This is a genomic window from Myxococcus sp. CA040A (assembly GCF_013336725.1).
GTDB lineage: Bacteria > Myxococcota > Myxococcia > Myxococcales > Myxococcaceae > Myxococcus > Myxococcus llanfairpwllgwyngyllgogerychwyrndrobwllllantysiliogogogochensis.
The window spans coordinates 66715-86582 of record NZ_JABUMR010000012.1 but is presented as its reverse complement, the minus strand read 5'-3'; the positions used below and the strand labels follow the sequence as shown (position 1 = coordinate 86582).

The 19868-nt window shown below is 69.7% G+C and carries 22 protein-coding genes; 14 read left to right on the top strand and 8 right to left on the bottom strand.

The features are described 5' to 3' along the window. The first annotated feature begins 8 nt into the window (after positions 1-8). From HUA75_RS39865 to exoP, 3 genes are all read left to right on the top strand, one after another. Positions 9-527: a serine O-acetyltransferase gene (locus HUA75_RS39865; RefSeq protein WP_174458655.1), complete on the top strand. Its 519-nt coding sequence runs from the start codon at positions 9-11 to the stop codon at positions 525-527. An 8-nt stretch (positions 528-535) separates the two neighbouring features. Next, complete coding sequence (locus HUA75_RS39860) at positions 536-1597, top strand: glycosyltransferase family 4 protein (RefSeq protein ID WP_174489419.1); 1062 nt, start codon at positions 536-538, stop codon at positions 1595-1597. A gap of 63 nt (positions 1598-1660) precedes the next feature. Then, a complete protein-coding gene (gene exoP, locus HUA75_RS39855; RefSeq protein ID WP_141643293.1) occupies positions 1661-2863 on the top strand; it encodes a spore coat polysaccharide biosynthesis glycosyltransferase ExoP in 1203 nt (400 codons plus the stop codon). A gap of 72 nt (positions 2864-2935) precedes the next feature. Here the strand turns inward: exoP and HUA75_RS39850 are convergent, their stop codons facing one another. Genes HUA75_RS39850 through thiS form a run of 6 tightly spaced genes read right to left on the bottom strand, consistent with a single transcriptional unit; the run spans position 2936 to position 7781 of the window. Continuing rightward, positions 2936-4120, bottom strand: coding sequence for a DUF4350 domain-containing protein (locus tag HUA75_RS39850; RefSeq protein WP_174489418.1), 1185 nt, complete (start codon positions 4118-4120; stop codon positions 2936-2938). Positions 4121-4178: 58 nt separating this feature from the next. Beyond that, positions 4179-5075: a DUF4129 domain-containing protein gene (locus HUA75_RS39845; protein ID WP_174489417.1), complete on the bottom strand. Its 897-nt coding sequence runs from the start codon at positions 5073-5075 to the stop codon at positions 4179-4181. Between the two features lie 24 nt (positions 5076-5099). Beyond that, on the bottom strand, positions 5100-6128 hold the full coding sequence (locus tag HUA75_RS39840; protein ID WP_141643290.1) for a hypothetical protein: 1029 nt from the start codon (positions 6126-6128) through the stop codon (positions 5100-5102). Beyond that, positions 6125-6772, bottom strand: coding sequence for a thiamine phosphate synthase (locus HUA75_RS39835; protein ID WP_174489416.1), 648 nt, complete (start codon positions 6770-6772; stop codon positions 6125-6127). Before HUA75_RS39835 ends, HUA75_RS39840 begins: the two co-directional genes overlap by 4 nt. A gap of 12 nt (positions 6773-6784) precedes the next feature. Beyond that, a complete protein-coding gene (locus HUA75_RS39830; RefSeq protein WP_371746307.1) occupies positions 6785-7573 on the bottom strand; it encodes a thiazole synthase in 789 nt (262 codons plus the stop codon). 7 nt (positions 7574-7580) lie between these two features. Continuing rightward, positions 7581-7781 carry a sulfur carrier protein ThiS gene (gene thiS, locus HUA75_RS47280; RefSeq protein WP_141643287.1) on the bottom strand — a complete coding sequence of 67 codons (201 nt, stop codon included), beginning with the start codon at positions 7779-7781 and terminating at the stop codon, positions 7581-7583. Positions 7782-7901: 120 nt separating this feature from the next. On the opposite strand from thiS, the gene HUA75_RS39820 reads away from it, so the two are divergent. From HUA75_RS39820 to HUA75_RS39780, 9 genes are all read left to right on the top strand, one after another. Beyond that, positions 7902-8291 (top strand): hypothetical protein, encoded by a 390-nt coding sequence (locus HUA75_RS39820; protein WP_254625455.1) that lies wholly within the window; start codon positions 7902-7904, stop codon positions 8289-8291. A gap of 11 nt (positions 8292-8302) precedes the next feature. Then, positions 8303-8836, top strand: coding sequence for a hypothetical protein (locus tag HUA75_RS39815; RefSeq protein WP_174458663.1), 534 nt, complete (start codon positions 8303-8305; stop codon positions 8834-8836). Positions 8837-8905: 69 nt separating this feature from the next. Then, complete coding sequence (locus HUA75_RS39810) at positions 8906-9496, top strand: hypothetical protein (RefSeq protein WP_174458664.1); 591 nt, start codon at positions 8906-8908, stop codon at positions 9494-9496. 261 nt (positions 9497-9757) lie between these two features. Next, positions 9758-10351, top strand: a complete 594-nt coding sequence (locus tag HUA75_RS39805; RefSeq protein WP_141643283.1) for a hypothetical protein — start codon at positions 9758-9760, stop codon at positions 10349-10351. Between the two features lie 205 nt (positions 10352-10556). Next, complete coding sequence (locus tag HUA75_RS39800; RefSeq protein WP_174489414.1) at positions 10557-11690, top strand: serine/threonine-protein kinase; 1134 nt, start codon at positions 10557-10559, stop codon at positions 11688-11690. Between the two features lie 84 nt (positions 11691-11774). Continuing rightward, positions 11775-12779 (top strand): dipeptidase, encoded by a 1005-nt coding sequence (locus HUA75_RS39795; protein ID WP_141643281.1) that lies wholly within the window; start codon positions 11775-11777, stop codon positions 12777-12779. A gap of 37 nt (positions 12780-12816) precedes the next feature. Further along, positions 12817-13200, top strand: coding sequence for a hypothetical protein (locus HUA75_RS39790; RefSeq protein ID WP_141643280.1), 384 nt, complete (start codon positions 12817-12819; stop codon positions 13198-13200). 173 nt (positions 13201-13373) lie between these two features. Next, positions 13374-14876 (top strand): hypothetical protein, encoded by a 1503-nt coding sequence (locus HUA75_RS39785; RefSeq protein ID WP_254628017.1) that lies wholly within the window; start codon positions 13374-13376, stop codon positions 14874-14876. Beyond that, positions 14873-16048, top strand: coding sequence for a hypothetical protein (locus HUA75_RS39780; RefSeq protein WP_174489413.1), 1176 nt, complete (start codon positions 14873-14875; stop codon positions 16046-16048). Before HUA75_RS39785 ends, HUA75_RS39780 begins: the two co-directional genes overlap by 4 nt. Before the next feature lie 3 nt (positions 16049-16051). Here the strand turns inward: HUA75_RS39780 and HUA75_RS39775 are convergent, their stop codons facing one another. Further along, on the bottom strand, positions 16052-16834 hold the full coding sequence (locus HUA75_RS39775; RefSeq protein ID WP_174489412.1) for an alpha/beta fold hydrolase: 783 nt from the start codon (positions 16832-16834) through the stop codon (positions 16052-16054). An 18-nt stretch (positions 16835-16852) separates the two neighbouring features. Beyond that, entirely contained in the window at positions 16853-17794 is a 942-nt protein-coding gene (corA, locus tag HUA75_RS39770; RefSeq protein WP_141643277.1) for a magnesium/cobalt transporter CorA, read from the bottom strand. Between the two features lie 80 nt (positions 17795-17874). On the opposite strand from corA, the gene HUA75_RS39765 reads away from it, so the two are divergent. Next, complete coding sequence (locus HUA75_RS39765) at positions 17875-19044, top strand: hypothetical protein (RefSeq protein WP_141643276.1); 1170 nt, start codon at positions 17875-17877, stop codon at positions 19042-19044. Further along, positions 19044-19865 carry an HAD-IIB family hydrolase gene (locus tag HUA75_RS39760; RefSeq protein ID WP_174468193.1) on the top strand — a complete coding sequence of 274 codons (822 nt, stop codon included), beginning with the start codon at positions 19044-19046 and terminating at the stop codon, positions 19863-19865. The genes HUA75_RS39765 and HUA75_RS39760 overlap by 1 nt, the downstream gene beginning before the upstream one ends. Positions 19866-19868 lie beyond the last annotated feature (3 nt).

Here is a 19868-nt window from a genome sequence, read left to right as displayed (position 1 = left end):
AGGCGTGGATGGGTGTCGATGCGATGATGTTGTACCGGGTGGCTCGCGGCCTGCGGCTGAAAGGGGTTCCCTTGCTCCCGGCCTTGCTGCGAAAGGCCATCTACTACCTTCACAGCTCCTACGTTCCGGACGAGGCCGACATCGGCGAGGGGACGCAGCTGGGGTACGGCGGAATCGGCGTCGTCATCCACAAGGCGGCGAAGATTGGCCGGCACTGCCTCATCTCCCAGCAGGTGACGATTGGCGGGCGCTCGGGGCTCGAGGGTGCTCCCGTCATCGGTGACTACGTGCGGGTCGGCGCGGGCGCCAAGATTCTCGGCAACATCCAGATTGGCGACTTCGCTGTCATCGGGGCCAATGCCGTGGTGCTCAAGGACGTGGCGCCAGGCACTGTCGTGGCGGGCATTCCGGCGCGGATCATCCGGCAGGACCCTGATCCGCTCACCACGTATCAGCGGGAGATGGGGTTGTTGCCCCGACGCTCGCCCCTGTCGGCGGTGCCTCCGTCGGCGTCCGTTCCTCGATAGGGCTCCCCATGCGTGTGCTCCTGGTTGGCGACCATCCTCCGCCTTTCGGCGGCGTGGCGATTCACGTTCAACAACTTCACCGCTTCCTGCGCAGCCGTGAGGTCGAAGCGAAGGTGCTGGACATCGGGAAGGGCGGCCGGCCGGTTCCGGACGTACTCCCGATGCGAGGCCCCGCGCACTTCGCCCTCAGGCTGACCGGGTTTCTCGCCTCGGGGTGGACGGTTCATGTCCACACCAGCGGGAACAACCCCAAGGCCTGGCTGCTCGCGGCGGCGGTGGGCAGTCCGCCGGGGGCACGCGCCCCCCGCTTCATCACCCTGCACTCGGGGCTGTTGCCCGACTACCTCGCGGCGGCGCCCTCTCGGCGGGCCTTCGCGCGGGTGGCGCTCGCGGGCTACTCGCGCATCATCGCGGTGTCCGCGGCGGTGCGCGATGCACTCGTGTCGTGTGGCATTCCGGAAGAGAAGCTCCTCGTCCACCCGGCCTTCTGTGCCTCGCAGGTTCAGGCGGGGGCCGTGCCCGTGCGAGTCGAGGCCGCGCGTGCGCGTCGCCGCCCGTTGCTGGTGATGGCGCACCATCCGTCGCCGGTCTACGGGCGCAAGCTCGCGTTTCGCGCCTTGCGACTGCTGACGGAGTCCCACCGGGGAGTGGGCCTGGCGTTGTTCGGTCCGGGCACCGACTCCGAGGACTTCCTCCGCGACGCGCGCGAGCTGGGTGTGGCGGGTCCGCTGGAGCCGCTGGGGGAGCTGGATCATCCGGCGGCGCTGGGGCTCATCGCCCGGAGCGACGTCTTCCTGCGACCCACCACGCATGATGGTGACTCCATCTCCGTGCGAGAGGCGCTGGCCCTGGGCGTGCCCTGCGTGGCCAGCGACGTGTGTGTGCGGCCCGAGGGGACGCGGCTGTTCCGCGCGGGGGACGCGACGTCGCTCGCCGCGACTGTCCGCGAGGCGGTGGCGGCGGGCCCCCTGCGCGTGGCCTCTCCCGACGTGGGGCCGGTGTTGCTCGACATGTATGAGGCGTTGTCACCCCGGCCTTCGCCGGTCAGACCGGTGCCCGTGACGTGGTGAGCTTTGTTTCATTTTCCACTCGCGGGGAGACCGCGAGGATGTTCGACACAGGAGAGAAGAGAGATGCGGCGCAGTGATGACTTGGATATGTCGCGCCGGGCCCTCCGGGGGCGCGACCTGGTGGTGTTCTCCAACGACTGGGATGGGGACCCGCTGTCGAAGGTCCACATCATGCGGATCCTCTCCCGGGACAACCGCATCCTCTGGGTGAACAGCATTGGCAACCGCGCGCCGAAGGCGAACGCGCACGACGTGAAGCGCATCTTCAGCAAGCTGGAGCGCTTCACGCAGGGCCTGCGCGAGGTGGAGCCCAACCTCCATGTCCTGTCGCCGCTGGCGATTCCGTTCTACGGCAATGAGCTGGTGCGGGGCGCCAATCGCGAGCTGCTGCGGCTCCAGGTGCGCCGGGCGATGAAGCAGCTGGGCTTCCAGCGGCCCATCTCCTGGAGCTTCCTGCCCGCGTCCGCGCCCGTGTCGGGCACGCTGGGCGAGGAGTTCGTCGTCTACCACTGTGTGGACGAGTTCTCCGCCTTCAGCGACACCAACGGCCGTCACATCGCGGAGCTCGAGGACCGGCTGCTGCGCCGCGCGGATATCTGCATCACCTCCGCGGAGCGGCTCCGGGACAACAAGTCCCGCGTCAACCCGCGCACGGTGCTGGTGCGGCACGGCACGGACTTCCGTCACTTCGTGAAGGCGTGCGACGCCACCACGCGCATCCCCGAGGACATCGCGCGCCTGCCCAAGCCCCTCATCGGCTTCTTCGGGCTGGTGGCGGACTGGGTGGACCAGGAAGCCATCATCGCGACGGCGCGGGCGCACCCGAAGGGCTCGGTGGTCATCATCGGCAAGACGACGCCGGACTGTGACGACTCGAAGCTGCGGGCCGAGCCCAACATCCACATGCTCGGCCGCAAATCGTACGCGGACCTGCCGGGCTACAGCCGGGCCTTCGACGTGGCGCTGATGCCGTTCAAGATCAGCGAGCTCACGCTGAACGCCAACCCGCTCAAGGTGCGCGAGTACCTGGCCTCCGGCCTGCCGGTGGTGTCCACGGACCTGCCGGAGGTCCGCAAGGTGGGGCTGTGCAAGATCGCCACCTCGACGGAGGACTTCGTGAAGAAGGTGGGCGAGTGCCTCGCGGACGGCCCCGGGCCCAATCGCGAGCGCGCCGAGAAGATCTTCAACGAGAGCTGGGATGCGCGCGTGGAGGAGATTCGCCACCACGTGGGCTCGGCGATGGTGGCGGCCGGCAAGACACTCTGAATCGCGGCACCACGTCCATGCGGCGGTGAGGGGCTCTTCGGGGCCGTCACCGCCGCGCGTGTGTGAGGTGGCTCACGCGCGGATGAGGGACTGTCGTCCCGTCACGGTGCGCTCCAGGTGCGCGTAAAGACGGGCCACGCGCGCGTAGTCCGAGGGCCGGATGGTGGGCTGCGAGAGCAGACGGGTGAGTTCCGCCTTCGCCTCCAGGTAGTGCGAGGCGGGGATGCCGCCATTCTCCTCGAGCAGTCGCGCGGCTTCCGCGTCCTCCAGGGCAGGGGAGATGCCCAGGCGTTCCTGCAACCGCTGGCGGAGCGCCTTGTCGAGTTCTGGAAGCAGGTCCTTCTCCACCTTTGAGCGGCGCATGAGCCAGCCCATGCTGCGCACGTACTCCAGGGCGGAGCGGTGTTTCTCCACGAGCACGGGCCTGGGGGCGCCAAAGCGCGTGCCACGGGAAAGAACGTACACACCGCCCACGGCCAGCACCTGCGCGACGAAGACCCAGATGCCACGCGACAGGGGCGGCGGGGGCGCGAGCTGGTGGTGGTACTCGTCGATGACGAGCGGCCCGCGCGCGGCGAGCGCGTTCCACAGGCGCGCGTTGTCCAGCAGCTCCAGGCGACGATTCTCCAGCACGTCCGCGCCAGCGAGGACGTAGACCTCACCCTTGCCAAGCGCGCGTCGCCACACGGCCACCGCGCCACCGAGTCCGGCGAGCGGCACCGCGTCCGGGTGGTCCATGCGCAGCCCCCGGTCCTGTGACATGCGAAGGGCCGTCAGCCCCCGGAACGGGCCCGCGCCCAGCCACACGTCCACCGTGGTGCCGCCCGCGTCCGCGAGGTCCGTGGACAGGCCGCGCTCACTCGCGGGCAGGAGCGGCCCCTCGTCGAGCCGCAGCCACGTCTCCAGCGCGGCCTGGTGCATGCCGAGCTCGCGCGTCGACAGGTACACCAGCGTGCCGCCTTCCTGGACGAAGCCCTCCACTGCGCGCACTTCCTCCTCGGACACGGGGCGGCCCGTGGGCGCCGCCAGCACCAGGGTGCGTGTCCCGGAGGCGAGCGACTCCAGCGAGGTGAGCTGGGTGCTCACGGCGCGTCCCTCCTCGCGCAGGAACAGGAAGAGCGCGCGTGCGCCTTGAGGTCCCGGGTTCTCCACGGAGGCAATGGGTGAGTCGGGGGCCTCCCGGCTCGTGGAGAGGCCCATCGCCAGCGCGAGCGCGATGAGCAGGCCGAAGACCGCCACGGTCCGCGCGTTCTTCATGAGGCACGCTCCCGCGTCCCGGTAGGTCGGTCCTTTTTACCGGGAGGACTCGTGAGGCTCATGCCGCGACCTCCGTGCCCAGCGTCCCGTGCAGTCGCTCCACCGACTCGACGAACCGCGTGGCCTCTGCTTCCGGCACGGGTGTCAGCGAGTAGAAGGCGGCGTCGTACCAGGTCACCAGTCGTTCGACCTCCCGGGTGATGGAGGCGGGGGCTCCTCGCGCGGGAAGCTCCGCCGCCAGTTCGCGATTGGTCTTCACCCGGTCCGGACGGGCCAGCCGTCGCTCTTCCAGCGAGGACAGCATGGCCAACAAGGCCTCGCGAATCGCCTCGCGCGAGTCCGCGGCCAACGCCGAGCGGGCCCGCTTCAGGTGCTCCGGTGGAGCGTCCAGCACCAACGGCGCGCCGGGCTCGGCGGCTCCCGGGCGCACGACGTTCCGGCGCAGGCGCAGCGAGCGCAACTTCAGTGCGCCCCACAACACCATCGCTATCGCGAAGCCCAGCATCACCGCGCGCGTCGCCACCGCGAAGCCCTGGGCCTCGCGTGATTCGAACAGGCCCTCCAGCCACGCCTCCAGCTTGCGCAGCAGTTGCTTCACGACGTCGCCGTGGCGCTGTCGGGCCCGGGAGAACTCGGGTCGGTCGAGCACGGCCTTGAGTCGCTCGCGCTCCTCTCCAGAGAGGTCCGTGAGGGCCTCCTCCGACGTGGCCGCGTGCTTCTCCAGCGCGCAGGCCTGCTCCAGGAAGTCCGCCACCTGTCGGGCCCGCTCGGGCGCGGTGGCGTCCTCGTCCGCGGGGGGCAGGGGCATGCCACTCATGCGCCGTCCCAGCTCCTCCACGGCCGAGGAGACCTCCGCGGGGCGGGACCTGGCGGTCTCTTCGAGGGCGCGCGCGGTGGCCTCGCGGTCGTCACACGGCAGCGAGGCCAGCAGCAGCAGGAGGGGCAGGCTTGGCACGAAGGAACTCGCGAGCGGGTGGCGTCAGGCGGCGAGGGGCGGCGACGGCTCGGTGCCCAGTCGCTGCTCCAGGTCCAGGGCTTCCCGGCGCACGCGCAGGTCCAGGTAGAAGAACGAGCAGACGACGAAGTTGACGGGGGAGAAGAAGGACTGCGCCGCCACCTGGAGGATCTCCACGGGCACCAGCAGGAGCTGCGGCGTGCGCGCCATGGTCTCCGCCGAGAAGGGGTTCCCATACGGCAGCATCACCAGCCACGCGGGGATGCCGAAGAGCAGGTGCACCGAGAAGAGGATGAGGCTCACCACGGTGAAGAGAATCATCCCGCGCACCATCACCCGTCCCAGGAAGCCCGGCTCCACGCGTCCGGACAGCATCGCTCCCGAGCGCGTGAAGGCGCCCCAGGCCCCCAGGTCTTCCATGGCGAGCACGGGAGGCAGCAGCAGGAAGCGCAGGAAGTACCAGAGGATTGCTCCGAGCATGCCCAGGGCCAGCAGCAGTCCGCCCGCCACCAGCAGCACGATGCCCAGCACCTGGGAGTCCATCGCCGTGGCGATACCACCGGCCACCATCAGCACGGTTCCGGGGATGCTCGCGACCAGCGTCACCAGGGTCGACCACCCCACCGACAACAGGAAGGCGCCCGTCACCGCGCCCACCTTGGACAGGCCCCGGCGAAGGCCGTCCGCGGGGCTCACGGGCGTGCCCAACTGCGCGGACAGCACGTAGCGGGCGGTCGCCACCGTGGTCAGCCAGTAGCTCCAGATGAGGAACATGAACAGGCCAGACCAGAGGACCAGCGACAGACTCGCCTGCCCCAGCATCTCGAAGGGCGCCTCCTTGGTGACGGCGTCCTTGTCCGTCACATAGAGCATGGGCGTCAGCCAGCGCGTCAGCTGGAGCGTGGCCTTGGTCGCGATGAAGCCGACCAGCGAGTAGCCGAGGTTCAACACGAAGAGGGGCTTGAGGTGGCCGCGCCAGAAGGTCACGGCACGGTCAATCAACTCCCCCAGGGCCAGGGGGCGCAGTTCGGAGACGGAGGAGGGCGAAGTCACGAGACGCGCAGCATAGCCCGGGGCGCGCACGCGGCCAGCAGTGCTCGCGCCGCCTGAGCCGGGTCCTCGGCTTCCAGCACGGAGGAGATGACGGCGAAGCCCGCCGCGCCGGTGAGCCTGCTCGCCCTCTCCTCGGTGATTCCTCCGAGCGCCAACGCGGGACAGGGCAGCCCCGCCGTGAGCGCGAGGAAGCCCTCGGGGCCGAGCGTTGTCCGGGTGTCCCCGGGCTTGGAGCCGGGGGCGAACACGGGGCTCACCAGGGCCAGGTCCGCGCCCCGCGCCGCGCGAGCCTCGCTCTCGTCATGGACGGCCAGGCTGATGAGCCGGCCCGGGGGCAGGCGAGGGCGGACGTCCTCGGGTGTGGGGCCGTCCGAGGGCAGATGCAGGTGCGCGCCCACGAGCAGGGCCACGTCGAGCCGGCCATTGACGAACAGGGGATTGCCTCGCGTCCGGCAGAGCGCGGCGAGGACCCGGGCGTCCTCGAGGAAGCGGCGACCGGAGGACTCGGGATGGCGGTGCTGGACCGCGACGTCAGGGCCCGCCTCGAGCGCGCGGCTCAGCGCGCCCAGGAGCCGCTCACGCGGCAGACGCCAGTCGGTGATGACGACGAGCCGGGGGAGGGAGGGCGCCACCGGGAGCGTCATGGGTGGGCGCGCCTAATGGACGATTCCGTCGAGCGGGCTGGACGCGGAGCCGTAGGCCTTCCGGGGGATGCGGCCGGCGAGGTACGCGTCCCGGCCCGCTTCCACGGCCTTCTTCATGGCGACGGCCATGCGCACCGGGTCCTGGGCGCCGGCGATGGCGGTGTTCATCAGCACGGCGTCCACGCCCAGCTCCATGGCGATGGCCGCGTCGGACGCGGTGCCGACGCCAGCGTCGACGATGACGGGCACCTTCACCGTCTCCAGGATGAGGCGCAGGTTGTGCGGGTTGCGGATGCCCAGTCCGCTGCCGATGGGGGCGCCCAGCGGCATCACCGCCGCGCAGCCCGCGTCCTCCAGCTTGCGCGCGGTGATGGGGTCGTCGCTGGTGTAGGGCAGCACGGTGAAGCCCTCCTTCACCAGGATGCGGGCCGCCTTCACCGTCTCCTCGACGTCCGGGTAGAGCGTCTTCTCGTCGCCGAGGACCTCCAGCTTGACCCACTTGCTCATGCCCAGCTCCTCGGCGAGCCGGCAGGTTCGCACCGCGTCCTCGGCCGTGTAGCAGAGGGCCGTGTTGGGCAGGAGGCGCAGCCGCTCGCGGTCGATCCACCGCATGAGCGAGGCCTCGCCCGTGGCCTTCAGGTCCAGCCGGCGCACGGCGACGGTGACCATCTCCGTGCCGGAGGACTCGTGGCAACGCTTCATCACGTCGTGGCTGGGGTACTTCCCCGTTCCGAGGATGAGGCGGGAGGCGAACGTCACTCCCGCGATGGTGAAGGGCTTGTCCTGGATGCTCATGGCCATCTCCTCGCTACCCGCCGCCGACAAAGGTGACGATCTCCACGCGGTCCCCGGGCTGGAGGTGGTGCTCGGGGTGGCGGGCGCGGCGCACCACCTCGGCGTTCACCTCCACGGCCACACCCGGACCGCCGACTCGCAGCGATTCCAGCAGCGCCGAGAGGGTGGTGGCCTCCGGCACCTCGCGTGTTTCTCCGTTGACCCAGACCTGCACGGCGTCACGGCTCCTTGCGATGGGGACCCGGGGACGCACTACAGGGGGGCATACCGTGCTGTCAACGCACACTCCGGCAGTACGTTCGCCACCGTCACCGGTATACTCGACGTCATGCTCATGGCTCCCAGCAGGCTTCTCTCCATCGCGCTCGTCGTCGCGCTCGGGCTGCCCCTCACCGCGCTCGCGGACGAGCCCGTTGCCACGCTGGACGCCCCGGTGCGCGCGCCCACGCCGGTGCTCCACGGCCACCGGTATGCCTTCGTCGCCGGAGGCGTGCTCGCGCTGGGGGGATTGGGGCTGGGCTTCTTCGCGCAGGGCGAGGCGAAGCGCGCGCAGGGGCTCACGTCGGCCCGGGATGCACGGGAGACGATGGACCGGGCCCGCTCGGCCTCCACCGCGGCGAACGTGATGTACGCCGCCGCGGGCGCCGCGGTGCTGTACGGTCTGGTGCTGGAGCTGCTGCCCGACGAGGCCGCCGACACGGCGAGCCTCACCTACCACTTCTGAACGAGCCCCCCGTGGCCCTCCGCTCTCCTGTCCCCCTCCTGGCCTGCGGCGCCGTGCTCGCCGTCGTGGCCTGCTCTCTCAACGTCGACGACCTCGCCGGCAAGGCCTGCACGGACAACTCCGAGTGCCCCACGGCCTATGCCTGTACGGCCCTGGGCGCCGACGGCCAGCGCACGTGCGAGGTCATCTACCCGCCGCATTACACGGAGGCCGACGGTGGCGCGGACGCGGGGCCGGTGCCCACGTACTGCGAGGACGTCGAGCCCATCCTCGCCGCCACCTGCGTCAGCACCTGCCATGGCGCGGACACCAGCGGAAGCAGTCAGACGTCGTTCCGGCTGGACTACTACGAGCCGACTGGCAACGGCGTGCCCGGTGCGAGGGCCAAGGCGCTGCGCATCCGGGTGCGCGCGTCGGACCTGAAGGACATGCCTCCCACGGGCAGCCCGCAGCCCACCACGGAAGAGCGCGCGTTGATTGCGCGCTGGGTCGCGGGGGGCGCGCCTCTCTGCGACAGCACGGGCACCAACGACGCCGGGCCCTGAAGTCCCCGCCGTACCTCCTCGCTTTCAGGTTCCAGGTTCCAGGTTTCAGGTTCCATGACGAGCCCCATCATGAAGAAACTCCTCGCGAGCGTGGCCGTCATGGTCGCGTTCACAGTGGCCTGCACCATCGACGTGGCGGACTTCACCGGCAAGACGTGCGAGACGGCCAGCGACTGTCCCGACACGCACGTCTGCGTCGCGGTGCGACAGGGACAGGGCCGCACGTGTGAAGTGCTCGGCCTGCCTGGTATTCCCGACGCGGGGGAGATCGACGCGGGGCCGGTGCCCACGTACTGCGACGACGTGCAGCCCATCCTCGCCGCCAGCTGCGTGAGCACGTGCCACGGCGCGGACACCAGCGGAAGCAACCAGACCTCGTTCCGGCTGGACTACTACGAGCCTCCGGATGGCGGTGGCGCGGACGGCGGAGGACTTCCGGGGGCTTTCGCGAAGGCCGCGCGAATTCGCGCCCGCACGTCCGTGTTCCAGGACATGCCGCCTTCGCCCACCACCGTCACGTTGCCCACCGCCGAGCAGCGGGCCATCGTCGCCCGGTGGGTGGAGGGTGGAGCGCCCTTCTGCGACGCGGGCACGGGTGAGCCGGATGGCGGAGCCGCCGACGGTGGCCGCGCGGACGGCGGAGTCGACGCGGGGCCGTGAGCGGTGTGAGCCCGCGCATTCTCGCGTGTGAGGGAATGAAGTGTGCCTGCCTGGGCACCTTCGTTCCTCGCACGCGGTCGTGACGGGGATTGTTCCCACGGAGAGCGGCCGGGCGACCGGGGCCTCCGTGCGCGGATCGACGCCCCTGTGTCTTCCAAACGCGCCGCGCAACCCCTGTGCAAGTGCGAGAGGAGCGCTCACTTTCTGCCCAACACCGGGAGACATGCTCTCCCGACAGCCTACCGAAAGGGGCAGGACGATATGCGCAAGCTCATGATGGCGGTCGGTGCGATTGCGGCTCTGGCGATGGTTTCCGGTTGCAGCAAGCGGGACAACGTCGCTGAACAGCGCCAGGACGTCGCGGAGGCGCAGACGGAGGCTCGCCAGGAGACGGCGGAGATCCGTCAGGACGAACAGAAGGACATCGCGGACACGCAGCGCAACGCGCAGGAAGACATCGCGGAGACGCAGCGCGAGGCGAACCAGGACATCGCCAGCGCGCAGAACGACGTCCGCGACGAGCAGGGGGACCTGGCCGAGGCGCAGCGGGACTTGAATGAGGACGTGGCCACGGGCGGCTCCGGCGCCGCGGGGGCCACCATGGCCGCGACCAGCGTCCAGGGCCGCGTGCTCTCCACGAGCGGTGACTCGCTCACCGTGGTGGACACCACCAACAACCGGCAGCTCAAGCTGAAGACGAACGACCAGAGCCGCATCCTCCAGAACAACCGCGCCGTGAAGGTGAAGGACATCAAGGAGGGTGACCAGGTCCGCGCCTCGTACGTGCTGGACGGCAAGGACATGGTGGTCCGCGAGCTGAGCGTCACCCAGGCCGTGACGCCGACGAACCAGTAACGCAGCACAAGCGGGCGGTCCGCCTCCTCGCGGATGGCCCCGGGACGGCTCCCACTCCGGTGGGGGCCGTTCCCTTTTTTCCCTGAATCCATTCCGAGGGGTTGGAAGGGTGTGTCGGACCTGGGTGGTAGGAGGGACGCGTGGGGTTTCCTCACGCCTTCCCAACCCTGGGGAGGACCTTCATACCCGGGAGCAGTCATTCGAAATGGGCACCCACCACCCTGCACAACCCCCTGCCAGACCCTTCATCCTCTTCACCGCCGGGGCCACGGCCTACGAACTCATCCGGTACCTGGGCGCGCGCGGCTCGGGAGAGCTGCTCATCGCGCGCAGGCACTACCTGGACACGCCGGGAGACCTGGTGCTCATCAAACGCTTGCAGGACGCGGGAGACGAGCTGGGGCGCGCGCGGCTTCGCGAGGAGGTCAAACTGCTGATGCGCTTGTCCCATCCGGCCATCGCCCAGGTGTTCCTGGTGCGGGTGCATGACGGGTTGCCCCACCTCGTCATGGAGTACGTGGAGGGGCACAGCCTGGAGACGCTGGTCAGCTTCGCGGCGTTGCGGCGCCGGCCGCTCTCGGAAGCCTTCGCCGCCTACGTGGGCGCGGAGATCGCGGACGCGCTCCACCACGCGCACACGCTGGAGGATGATCGCAGCCGGCCGCTGGGGCTCGTCCACCGCGACGTCAGTCCCCGGACGCTGCGCCTGGACGTGCGGGGCCACGTGAAGCTGGCGGACTTCGCCCTGGCGTGGGCCCGGCTGCCGGGGCGCGTGGCCACCGAGGCCCACCTTGTCCGGGGAGACCTGGCCTATGCGTCGCCGGAGGCCCTGCTGCGCCGGCCGCTGGACGGGCGCTCCGACCTGTTCTCCCTGGGCGTGGTGCTGCTGGAGCTGCTCACCGGGTTGCACCTGCTGGACCTGGAGGCCGTGGAGCGCGCGGCGCTTGCGTCCGGCCCGCTTCCGGACGCGGAGCTGCTCCAGGCGGAGAACCCCAGTTGGCTTTCCGCGCCCATGATGGCGGCGCGCATGGCGTGCTTCGCGCCGGAGCACGTCGAACACGCCACGCGCACCCTGTCCTCACCGCTGCGAGCCATCCTCGCGCGGCTCTTGCGCCGCGAGCCGGAGGAGCGCTTCCAGACGGCATTGGAGCTGCGGGACTCGCTGCGCGCGGTGCTGGGTGGACGGGGCTACGCGTATGGGCCCTCGGAGGCCGCGCGCGAGGCGACCCAGGTCCGTCAGGATGCCCGTTCCCGGAGGCGCACGGCGGATGTGCTGTCCTCGGATGAGGCGCTGCCCACGGGGTCGGGGCGTGGCGGCGCCTCCATGGCCGGGACGTGAGCGGGGCGGGCGTGGTGTTCAGGGGATGCACGCGGTGGGATGGGTGCTTGTCTGGCGCGCGCGGACAGGCAGACTGATGCGCCTATGGGCGACGTGAACGAACTCCACCAGCGCTGGTGCATCGCGGACGGACACGCGGACTCCCTCATGTGGAACCGGGACTTGTGCACGCGCTCGGACGAGGGGCACGTGGACTTTCCCCGGCTGCGGGAGGCGGGGGTGAAGCTCCAGTGCTTCACCATCGTCACCCGGGGCTTTCCCTTCATCGGGGGCTTCCCGGTGTTCGCCGCGTGGCGCGGCTGGCCCCGGGAAGCACGTGCGAGCGAGTGGACGCGGGCCTTGTGGCAGATAGAGCGCATGGAGGAGTTCTGCCGTCGCTCCGAGGACGCGGCGCGAATCACCACCACGCCCGCGATTCTGGAGGACAACCTCGCCCGGGGGCGGCTGTCCGCGGTGCTGGGGGTGGAGGGTGGGCATGCGATTGAAGGCAAGGTGGAGCGACTGGCGGAGCTGCACCGCCGGGGCGTGCGCTTCATGGGGCTCACCCACCTGTCCAACAATGACCTGGGGGGCTCTTCCTTCCCGATGATGGGCAACCGGGGGCTCACCTCCCTGGGGCAGGAGGTGATGGAGGAGATGGCGCGACTGGGGTTGAGCGTGGACGTGGCTCACGCCTCGGAGCGCACGCTGGAGAACCTCTTCACCCACCCTTCGGTCCGGTTCTTCTGCTCACACACGGGCGTGCGGGCGGCGGGGGGAGGGTGGCGCAACCTGAGTGACGCCTCCTTGCGCTTCATCGCGGACCGGGGGGGCGTGGTGGGAATCATCTTCGCCCCCGTCTATCTGGGAGGCGACGCGGTGGATGACGTGGTCCGCCATATCGAACACGCGGTGGACGTCATGGGCGAGGAAGGCGTGGGTCTGGGTTCGGATTACGACGGAATGGTGCCGCTGCCACGGGGGATGAAGGACGTCACCGACTTGCACCTGCTCACCACGGCACTGCTGCGCCGACATCCGGAGTCCTGGGTGGAACGAGTGATGGGAGGAAATTTCCGGCGTTTCTTCCAGACGACACTGGGTGGTTGACCGGCGGCGGTACGCTCGAAATATTGGTCGCAAGCTCATGAACCGCTCTCTCTTCGTCCTAGTGTCCGTCGTTGGTTCCCTCCTCCTTGCCGGCTGCGGTGGCGCCAGCGCGGGAGATGATTGTGACGAGGCGGGCAGCTTCGTCTGTCAGGAGAACGTCCTGGCGCTGGAATGCCGCACCGGGACGTGGCGGGAAGTTCCCTGCCGGGGTCCGCTCGGCTGCCGCGAGTCCGACGAGGCCGTGCGGTGCGACACCTCTGGCAACGTCGCGGGGGACGCGTGCTCCTCCAGCTCCGAGGGCCGGGGGCTGTGCCGACAGGATGGCAAGGCCGTGCTGGAGTGCCGCCAGGGAGTGCTGGTGGAGACGGCGACGTGCGCCACCTGTGAGGTGGACAACTCCGAGGTGACTTGCCAGCCGTGAGCCGTTGAAGGCGAGCGTCAGGAGTCTTCACTGGGGGACGTGTGGTAGCTTCGGAGCGCCGCTCGCGGGACTCCGATGCGACTTCCGATTCAAGCCTTTGGAGCCTGACACGCTGGTCGTTTCACTTCTCCCCGAGCGGCGCTCCTCTCTCCCATCTGGAGGCAGTGCGCGCGATGGCCCTGGCCGCCGAAGTCCGCATCGAACAGGTCGCTCGCGAGGACCTGGTGATGTTCGTCAACGCGTGTTTCTCCTGCACGGGCCAGCGGGAGTTCTACGGTGACGCGCGCGGGCAGTCGGTCTCCATCGAGTTCCTGCACCAGTACATCCTCGGCAATTACCGGCGCCTCTATCGGCGCACGCTCGCCGCGGGCATCAACCACTTCAATCAAGCGCAGATCATCCTCAACCTGCTCGCCGTCGGCAGTCCGGCGGACGCGGCGGAGCGGCGGGAGGAGGGCGCGCTCATCGCCGCCGCTCTGCGGAGCCTGCCGTCGCAGCGGGCCTACCGGGTGCTGGAGTCCCTGCGCTCGCGGCACATCAACAACCGCAGGACTCGCGCCATCGTCCGTGAGTACTTGTCGGGGCGCTCCAGCCTGCCGTTCGACGCGGTGAAGTACCGCGCCAAGCTGCGCGCGGCGGTGGTGCATGGCCACCTGAAGCTGGACGGCGAGCTGGGGCCGTTCCTCTTCCACGGTTGGAAGAAGCGCGTCTACACCCAGCCGTTGCTGGAGACCTTTCGCAAGGCCCACTTCGCCCAGGAGGCGCTCTACGAGCTGCCCTACACGGTGGCGGAGGGGCTGGCCCAGAAGCACGGCGTCCCCCGCGACGTGTTCCTCCAGCGAATCGAGCCCCGGCTCACCCAGGCGGAGCGGCTGCGCCTTCAGGAGTCCGCCGCGCGCGAGGGGGGCGTGGAGCCGCCGGTGGACCTGTCTCGCGCGCCGCTGACGAAGCTTGCGCTCTACGCCCTGTCGATGACGGACGAGGTCCGTGAGGCGCGCCGGGACGAGCTGCACACGGCGCTGGAGCGCGCCTCGGCGCGGGTGCTGGCGCGGGCACCGGCCTCCCTGGGCCGGGTGGCGGCGGTGCTGGACAACAGCTACTCCTCATCGGGTTCCTTGCAGAAGCGCCGGCGTCCGCTGGGGGTGGCCCTGGCGGCGCACTACCTGCTGTCCGCCTCCGCACGCGAGTACCGGGCCTTCTGGACCTGTCCCGTGGAGGAGCCGTTGCGCGTCACCGCGCGCGGGCAGACGGACCTCGCCACGCCGCTGTTGGATGCGCTGGCCTGGGGCGCGGAGCTGGTGGTCATCGTCTCCGACGGCTACGACAATGACCCGCCCAAGGCCGTGGCCGAGCTGACGCGGGTGTTCCGGGAGCGGCTGGACCCGGGGCGTCGCACGGCCCTCGTCCACGTCAATCCCGTCTTCGACGCGGAGGAGTATTCGCCGCGCTCGTTCGGAGGCGCCGTCGCCACGGTGGGCGTGCGAGACGCGGAGGACGTGCCCACGGTGCTGGGCTTCGCGCGCTTCGCGGAGGGCACCGCGTCGCTGGCGGAGCTGGAGCGTTATCTCTCCGCGCGGGTGGCTTCCTGGCTGGAGCGGGATGCTCGCCGGAACGCGAGCGTGGAGGTGGGCGTGGCACCGGGCGCGCCCGTGAGCGTGGAGGAGGGCGAGGCATGAGCGACGCGCGACTCATTCAGCGGCTGGAGCCCAAGGGCCTGAGGCTGGCTCCGTCGCAAGTCTTCGGACGCATCCGGCTGGTGCCGGTGCTGCGGGACGAGGTGAGGGGAGACCTGCGCTTCGCGCGCAGGGACTACTCGGACGCGGTCTCCGTGGTGTCGCTGGAGGGCCCGCTGACGGGGCGCGGGCTCAAGTACGTTTCCTACATTCCCCACGGCATGGTGGTGAGCTGGACGCACCGGCAGACGGAAGCCGTCTTCGGCACGCGCCTGCAGGCGCCCGAGGGCAAGCGCGTGAAGGTGGGCCCGGTCCCCGTGCGGCTGCTGCATCGGATGGTGCACCGGGAAGACCGCAACCAGCTGCGCATGCTGCCCCTGCACCTGGCGATGGAGGGCTTCCTGGCCCTGCACTTCGGCGGGCCGGATATCGCCTGGGCGGAGTACTCGCGAGAGGCCCTGTCCCACGGGTTGAGTCCGCGGGTCGAAGGCGTGGTGCCCGGGTGGGCGAGCACCGCGCTGGATGGCGCGCTGCGCACGTTCGAGGTCCACGAGAAGCAGGTGGGCATGCTGCTGTTCAACGCGGACGAGCTGCTCTCCGCGTTCATCGTCGCGCACCCGGATGACTACCGCCTCCTGCACCGGACGTTGCTCGAGGACTTCTACGGGGACCTGCTGCTGCAGTACGGCTATCTCATGGACGCTCCGGAGCTGGGGCTGTCCCTGGACGCGAAGCGGGTGTCCAGCGTGGAGGACCTGCGCGCGGAGGTGGCGCGCATGCGCGCGGACTGGGCGGCCTTCCATGGCTTCATGGCCGGCGGGCTGTTCGGCGTGGAGGTGACGTCCCGGAAGGTCTACGAGGCCGGGCCGTTCCTGCTCCAGCACTTCCACACGAGCCTGCTTCCCTCGGAGGAGAACCACCTGGGCGAGGCGATTGTGAGCCCCGACGGAACGCTGGAGTACCTCAAGACCTACCGGCTCTCGGCGGCGCAGACGCGGCGGGCGTACCTGCTGCAACGGCTCGCCACGTCCGGATGGAACCTGGACGATGCCGCGGAGGAGCTCGGCTCCACCCGACAGGACCTGGTCCTCCGTCTCCACAACGCGGGCTTCGGTTATCTGGTCAAGGACCACGTCCTGGAGGAAGCCCGGCGCTCGAAGGCGCGGGGCACCTGAGGCTCAGAGCGCCGCGAGAAACGCGTCGAGCGCCGCGTTGACCTTCTCCGGCTGCTCCTGGTTGGACAGGTGCGCGGCGCCGGGGATGACCTCCAGCTTCGCCCCGGAGATGAGGTCCACCATCTGCTTCGCCTTCTCCAGCGGGGTGATGGCGTCATGCTCGCCCACCACCACCAGCGCGGGCCCGGCGTAGCGCGCCAGGATGTCCTTGGAGTCCGGACGCAGTGCCATGCCCCGCTGGGCGGCGGCGATGCCCTGGCGCGAGGCGGTGCGAATCTGCGCCTCCACCACGCGCCCCACAGGCGAATCCGGGGGCGAGGAGATGAGTTTGGGCATCAGGGCCTGGATGACGGGGTCGGCGCCCTTCTCCAGGGCGTCCTTCGCGGAGGCCTCCCGTCGGGCCTTGCCCGCGTCGTCGTCGGCGGTGCACTGCGTGTCCATCAGCACGAGCCCGGCCACCCGGCCCGCGTCCTCGCGCAAGAGGGCCATGGCCGCGTAGCCGCCCATGGACACTCCGCCCACCACGGCCCGGTCGATGTTCAGTGCGTCCAACAGTCCCAGCGCGTCACTCGCGATGCGTGACATCTCGGTGGGGCCTTCACCCGGCATGCTCTGCCCGAAGCCTCGGATGTCCGGGATGATGAAGCGGTAGCGCCCGGACAGGGCCTTCACCTGGGCATCGAAGGCGTCCCCGTTGAGGGGAAAGGCGTGCAGCAGCAGGACGGCGAGGCCCTGGCCCACGTCGCGGTAGTGCAGGGAGAGTCCATCCACGGTGACGGTCTGCATGCATCCTCCGAGCAGGGCTCAGAGCCACTGCTTGTGCTTGAACCAGAAGAACAGGCCCACGGGCAGGGCGATGATCATCACCCACATGGCGATGTAGGAGCCCTGACTCGACAGGGCGTCGAAGTTCTGTCCGAAGAATCCGACGATGAACGACAGCGGCAGGAAGATGGTGGCGAAGATGGTGAGCTGCTTGGTGATGTCGTTCGTCTTGTTGGCCACCATGGACAGGTAGCCGTCCATGACGTTGCCCAGGATGTCGCGCCCGGCATCAATCTGCTCGTACAGGCGCACCAGATGGTCATACACGTCGCGGAAGTAGAGCGTGGAGCGCTCGTCGACGTGGGGGATGCCCCGCCGCGCCATCAACCCCACCACGTCCCGCTGCGGGGACAGCACCCGGCGCAGCTGCACCAGCATCCGCTTCATCTCGAAGATGCGCTGCAGCTGGGACTTCTCCGCCCGCTCGAAGATGGACACCTCCAGGTCCTCCAGCTCGTCACCGAAGGTGTCGAGGATGGGGAACTGCGCATCCACCAGCCCGTCCGCCAGCAGGTAGAGGATGAAGTCCGTGCCCCGCCCCAGCGTCGCGTTTGGATCCGCGCGGACGCGCTGCTGGACGCTGTCCAGCCCCGCGAAGGCCAGCTCGTGCACGCTGATGATCCACTCCTTGGCGAGGAAGAAGTGGTGCTCATGCAGCGTCAGCTCGCACACGTCCTTCCCGGCGGTGAAGCCCTGGAGGACGATGAAGACATGGTTCGGGTACTCCTCCAGCTTGGGCCGCTGGTCCAGGTGGAGGCAGTCCTCGACGGCCAGTCTGTGGAGTCCGAAGCGCTCGGCCAGCCGGGCCATCACCGCTTCGTCGGGGTGGAGGACGTCAATCCACTTCCGTCCCTCCTCGGCGAGCAGTTCCTCACCCCCGGTGAAGAGGGTTCCGTCCTTCATCAGACAGACCTGAATCATCCCGTAGCGCTCCCGGGCCTTGCGGCGCGGCCCCGATCCGAGTGCTAGAACTCCCCCGCGCGGAAGTCGAGCGCTAGAGTGTGCCCCCCGTGTCCGCTGACGCTGAAAACCCGCAGGCCTCCCTGACCCCGAGGCTCGAAGAAATCCTCCAGTCCCACCCCGACCGCGCCTTCGCGGGCCGGCTGCGCAAGGTGTACGCCGCCGCCGCCCAGGCCATTGGCCGGCTGAGTGACATGGACCTGGTGAAGTACGAGACGCCGGTGGTGGACTCCAGCCCGGACCTGTCGCTCTGGGAGGAGATGGCGCCCGTCATCCGAGACACGGTGATGGACGTCAACGCCCTCTTGAACGTCATCCGCGAGCAGTTCCCCGCACAGCCTTCCGCGGGCCTCGCGGACATCCTGCGCGAGGTGGGCGGGGCCCGCTTCCAGGACCCGGCCACGTTGCTCCAGGACGCCATGACGCAGCTCGCGCAGGGGATTACCCAGCTGGGCGAGGCGATGCGCAACCCGTCCGTGGTGAGCGACCGGTGGACGCTGCTGGCTGAAATCCAGAGCTTCCGGGCGCGCTTCCGCGAGCAGGTCAGCAACCTCGTCTTCGAGACGGCGAGCACCTTTGGCGAGGTGACACGGGCGCAGGTGGTGCCCGGGCACGAGGCGGAGGTGAAGGCGGCGGTGACGGTGCGCGCCATCACCGCGGACCTGGGGCGCATCCTCACGGCGCGGCACAACAAGGTGCGCGAGGCGGAGCCCGAGGACGTGCAGTGGAACGCGCAGCAGCTCCAGACGGAGATGGACGCCTTTGGCCGCACGGCCGCGTACCGGAACCTGCGCGCGCAGGACAAGCGGCACATCGTGGAGATGCGCGCGGAGGTGGGGCGGCTGGCGATTCTCCCCAACCCCTCCCGCCAGGACCTGCTCAAGGTGGTGAGCGAGCTGGACGCGTTCGTCCGGGGCCTGTCCGCGGTGAACCAGCGCCAGGTGCTCATCATCCATGACCGCGAGGTGTGGGCCTCTTGCGGCGTGAAGCTGGAGCGGGCCCTGATGCTGTCGGACTCGGACGCGCCGGCCTCGGCCCGACTCCTGGCCGAGGCGGCTGTCAGCGCCCAGTCCCTCTACGGGCGGGCCTCCGACATGGACGCGTTCCTGCGCAAGGCGCGAAAGCAGCCCCTGGCCCAGCTCGTGGGACCGGAGCTGCGCGCCACCATCGAAGTGTTCCAGGGACTGTTGGCCCAGCTGGACGTGATGTGATGGCGGCTGCCAGCAAGGCGGTACCGCGCCCGTTGCGCGAGGCGGACCTGTCCCGTGTCGAGGGTGTCTTCACGGACGTGGATGGCACGCTGACCACCGGCCACCGGCTGCGCGCGGACACCGTGCGGGCGCTGGAGCGGCTGTCCGCTTCGGGCCTGCGCGTGGTGTTGGTGAGTGGCAGGCCGGCGGGGTGGGGTGAGGCGTGGGCGCGGCAGCTCCCGGTGGACGGCGTCATCGTGGAGAACGGTGGCCTGTTCTTCCTGCGAGGCAAGCGGGGGCTCCGCAAGGTGTACCTGGAGGCACCGGCCGAGCGCGTGGCGAACCGGCGTCGGCTCGAGAAGGAAGTCGGGCGCGTGCTGAAGCAGGTGCCCGGGGCGCGGCTGTCGGTGGACAGCGCGTACACGGAAGTGGACCTGGCCGTGGACTACAACGAGGAAGCCCGGCTGGGTGAGGCGGGGGCGTCGCGCATCGAAGCGCTGCTGCGGGCGCGCGGGGTGACGGCGGTGCGCTCGTCCGTGCATGTCAACTGCTGGCTCGGTCGCTTCGACAAGCTGAGTGCGACGCGGCGCTTCGCGCGGGTGGCGTGGGGCGAGCGTTTGGAGCCTCGGGACGGCCGTTACGTGTATGTAGGGGATTCTTTCAATGACGCCCCGATGTTCCAGGCTTTCGAGCTGGGCGTGGGCGTAGCCAACGTGCGCGCGGTGTTGGACCGCATCGACGCGCCGCCGGCTTTCATTACCCGGGCTGCCGAGGGGAAGGGGTTCGAGGAGCTGGCTCGGGCCCTCCTCGCTCGGCGGGGCCGTGGGGCTCGTGAGGAGTGACAC

Bases quoted from the DNA above. Each gene is read 5' to 3' on its own strand.
- HUA75_RS39865 (WP_174458655.1), top strand. From the start codon at position 9: ATGGGTGTCGATGCGATGATGTTGTACCGGGTGGCTCGCGGCCTGCGG.
- HUA75_RS39860 (WP_174489419.1), top strand. From the start codon at position 536: ATGCGTGTGCTCCTGGTTGGCGACCATCCTCCGCCTTTCGGCGGCGTG.
- exoP (WP_141643293.1), top strand. From the start codon at position 1,661: ATGCGGCGCAGTGATGACTTGGATATGTCGCGCCGGGCCCTCCGGGGG.
- HUA75_RS39850 (WP_174489418.1), bottom strand. From the start codon at position 4,120: ATGAAGAACGCGCGGACCGTGGCGGTCTTCGGCCTGCTCATCGCGCTC.
- HUA75_RS39835 (WP_174489416.1), bottom strand. From the start codon at position 6,772: ATGACGCTCCCGGTGGCGCCCTCCCTCCCCCGGCTCGTCGTCATCACC.
- HUA75_RS39830 (WP_371746307.1), bottom strand. From the start codon at position 7,573: ATGGCCATGAGCATCCAGGACAAGCCCTTCACCATCGCGGGAGTGACG.
- HUA75_RS39820 (WP_254625455.1), top strand. From the start codon at position 7,902: ATGGCTCCCAGCAGGCTTCTCTCCATCGCGCTCGTCGTCGCGCTCGGG.
- HUA75_RS39810 (WP_174458664.1), top strand. From the start codon at position 8,906: ATGAAGAAACTCCTCGCGAGCGTGGCCGTCATGGTCGCGTTCACAGTG.
- HUA75_RS39805 (WP_141643283.1), top strand. From the start codon at position 9,758: ATGCGCAAGCTCATGATGGCGGTCGGTGCGATTGCGGCTCTGGCGATG.
- HUA75_RS39800 (WP_174489414.1), top strand. From the start codon at position 10,557: ATGGGCACCCACCACCCTGCACAACCCCCTGCCAGACCCTTCATCCTC.
- HUA75_RS39795 (WP_141643281.1), top strand. From the start codon at position 11,775: ATGGGCGACGTGAACGAACTCCACCAGCGCTGGTGCATCGCGGACGGA.
- HUA75_RS39790 (WP_141643280.1), top strand. From the start codon at position 12,817: ATGAACCGCTCTCTCTTCGTCCTAGTGTCCGTCGTTGGTTCCCTCCTC.
- HUA75_RS39785 (WP_254628017.1), top strand. From the start codon at position 13,374: ATGGCCCTGGCCGCCGAAGTCCGCATCGAACAGGTCGCTCGCGAGGAC.
- HUA75_RS39780 (WP_174489413.1), top strand. From the start codon at position 14,873: ATGAGCGACGCGCGACTCATTCAGCGGCTGGAGCCCAAGGGCCTGAGG.
- HUA75_RS39775 (WP_174489412.1), bottom strand. From the start codon at position 16,834: ATGCAGACCGTCACCGTGGATGGACTCTCCCTGCACTACCGCGACGTG.
- corA (WP_141643277.1), bottom strand. From the start codon at position 17,794: ATGATTCAGGTCTGTCTGATGAAGGACGGAACCCTCTTCACCGGGGGT.
- HUA75_RS39760 (WP_174468193.1), top strand. From the start codon at position 19,044: ATGGCGGCTGCCAGCAAGGCGGTACCGCGCCCGTTGCGCGAGGCGGAC.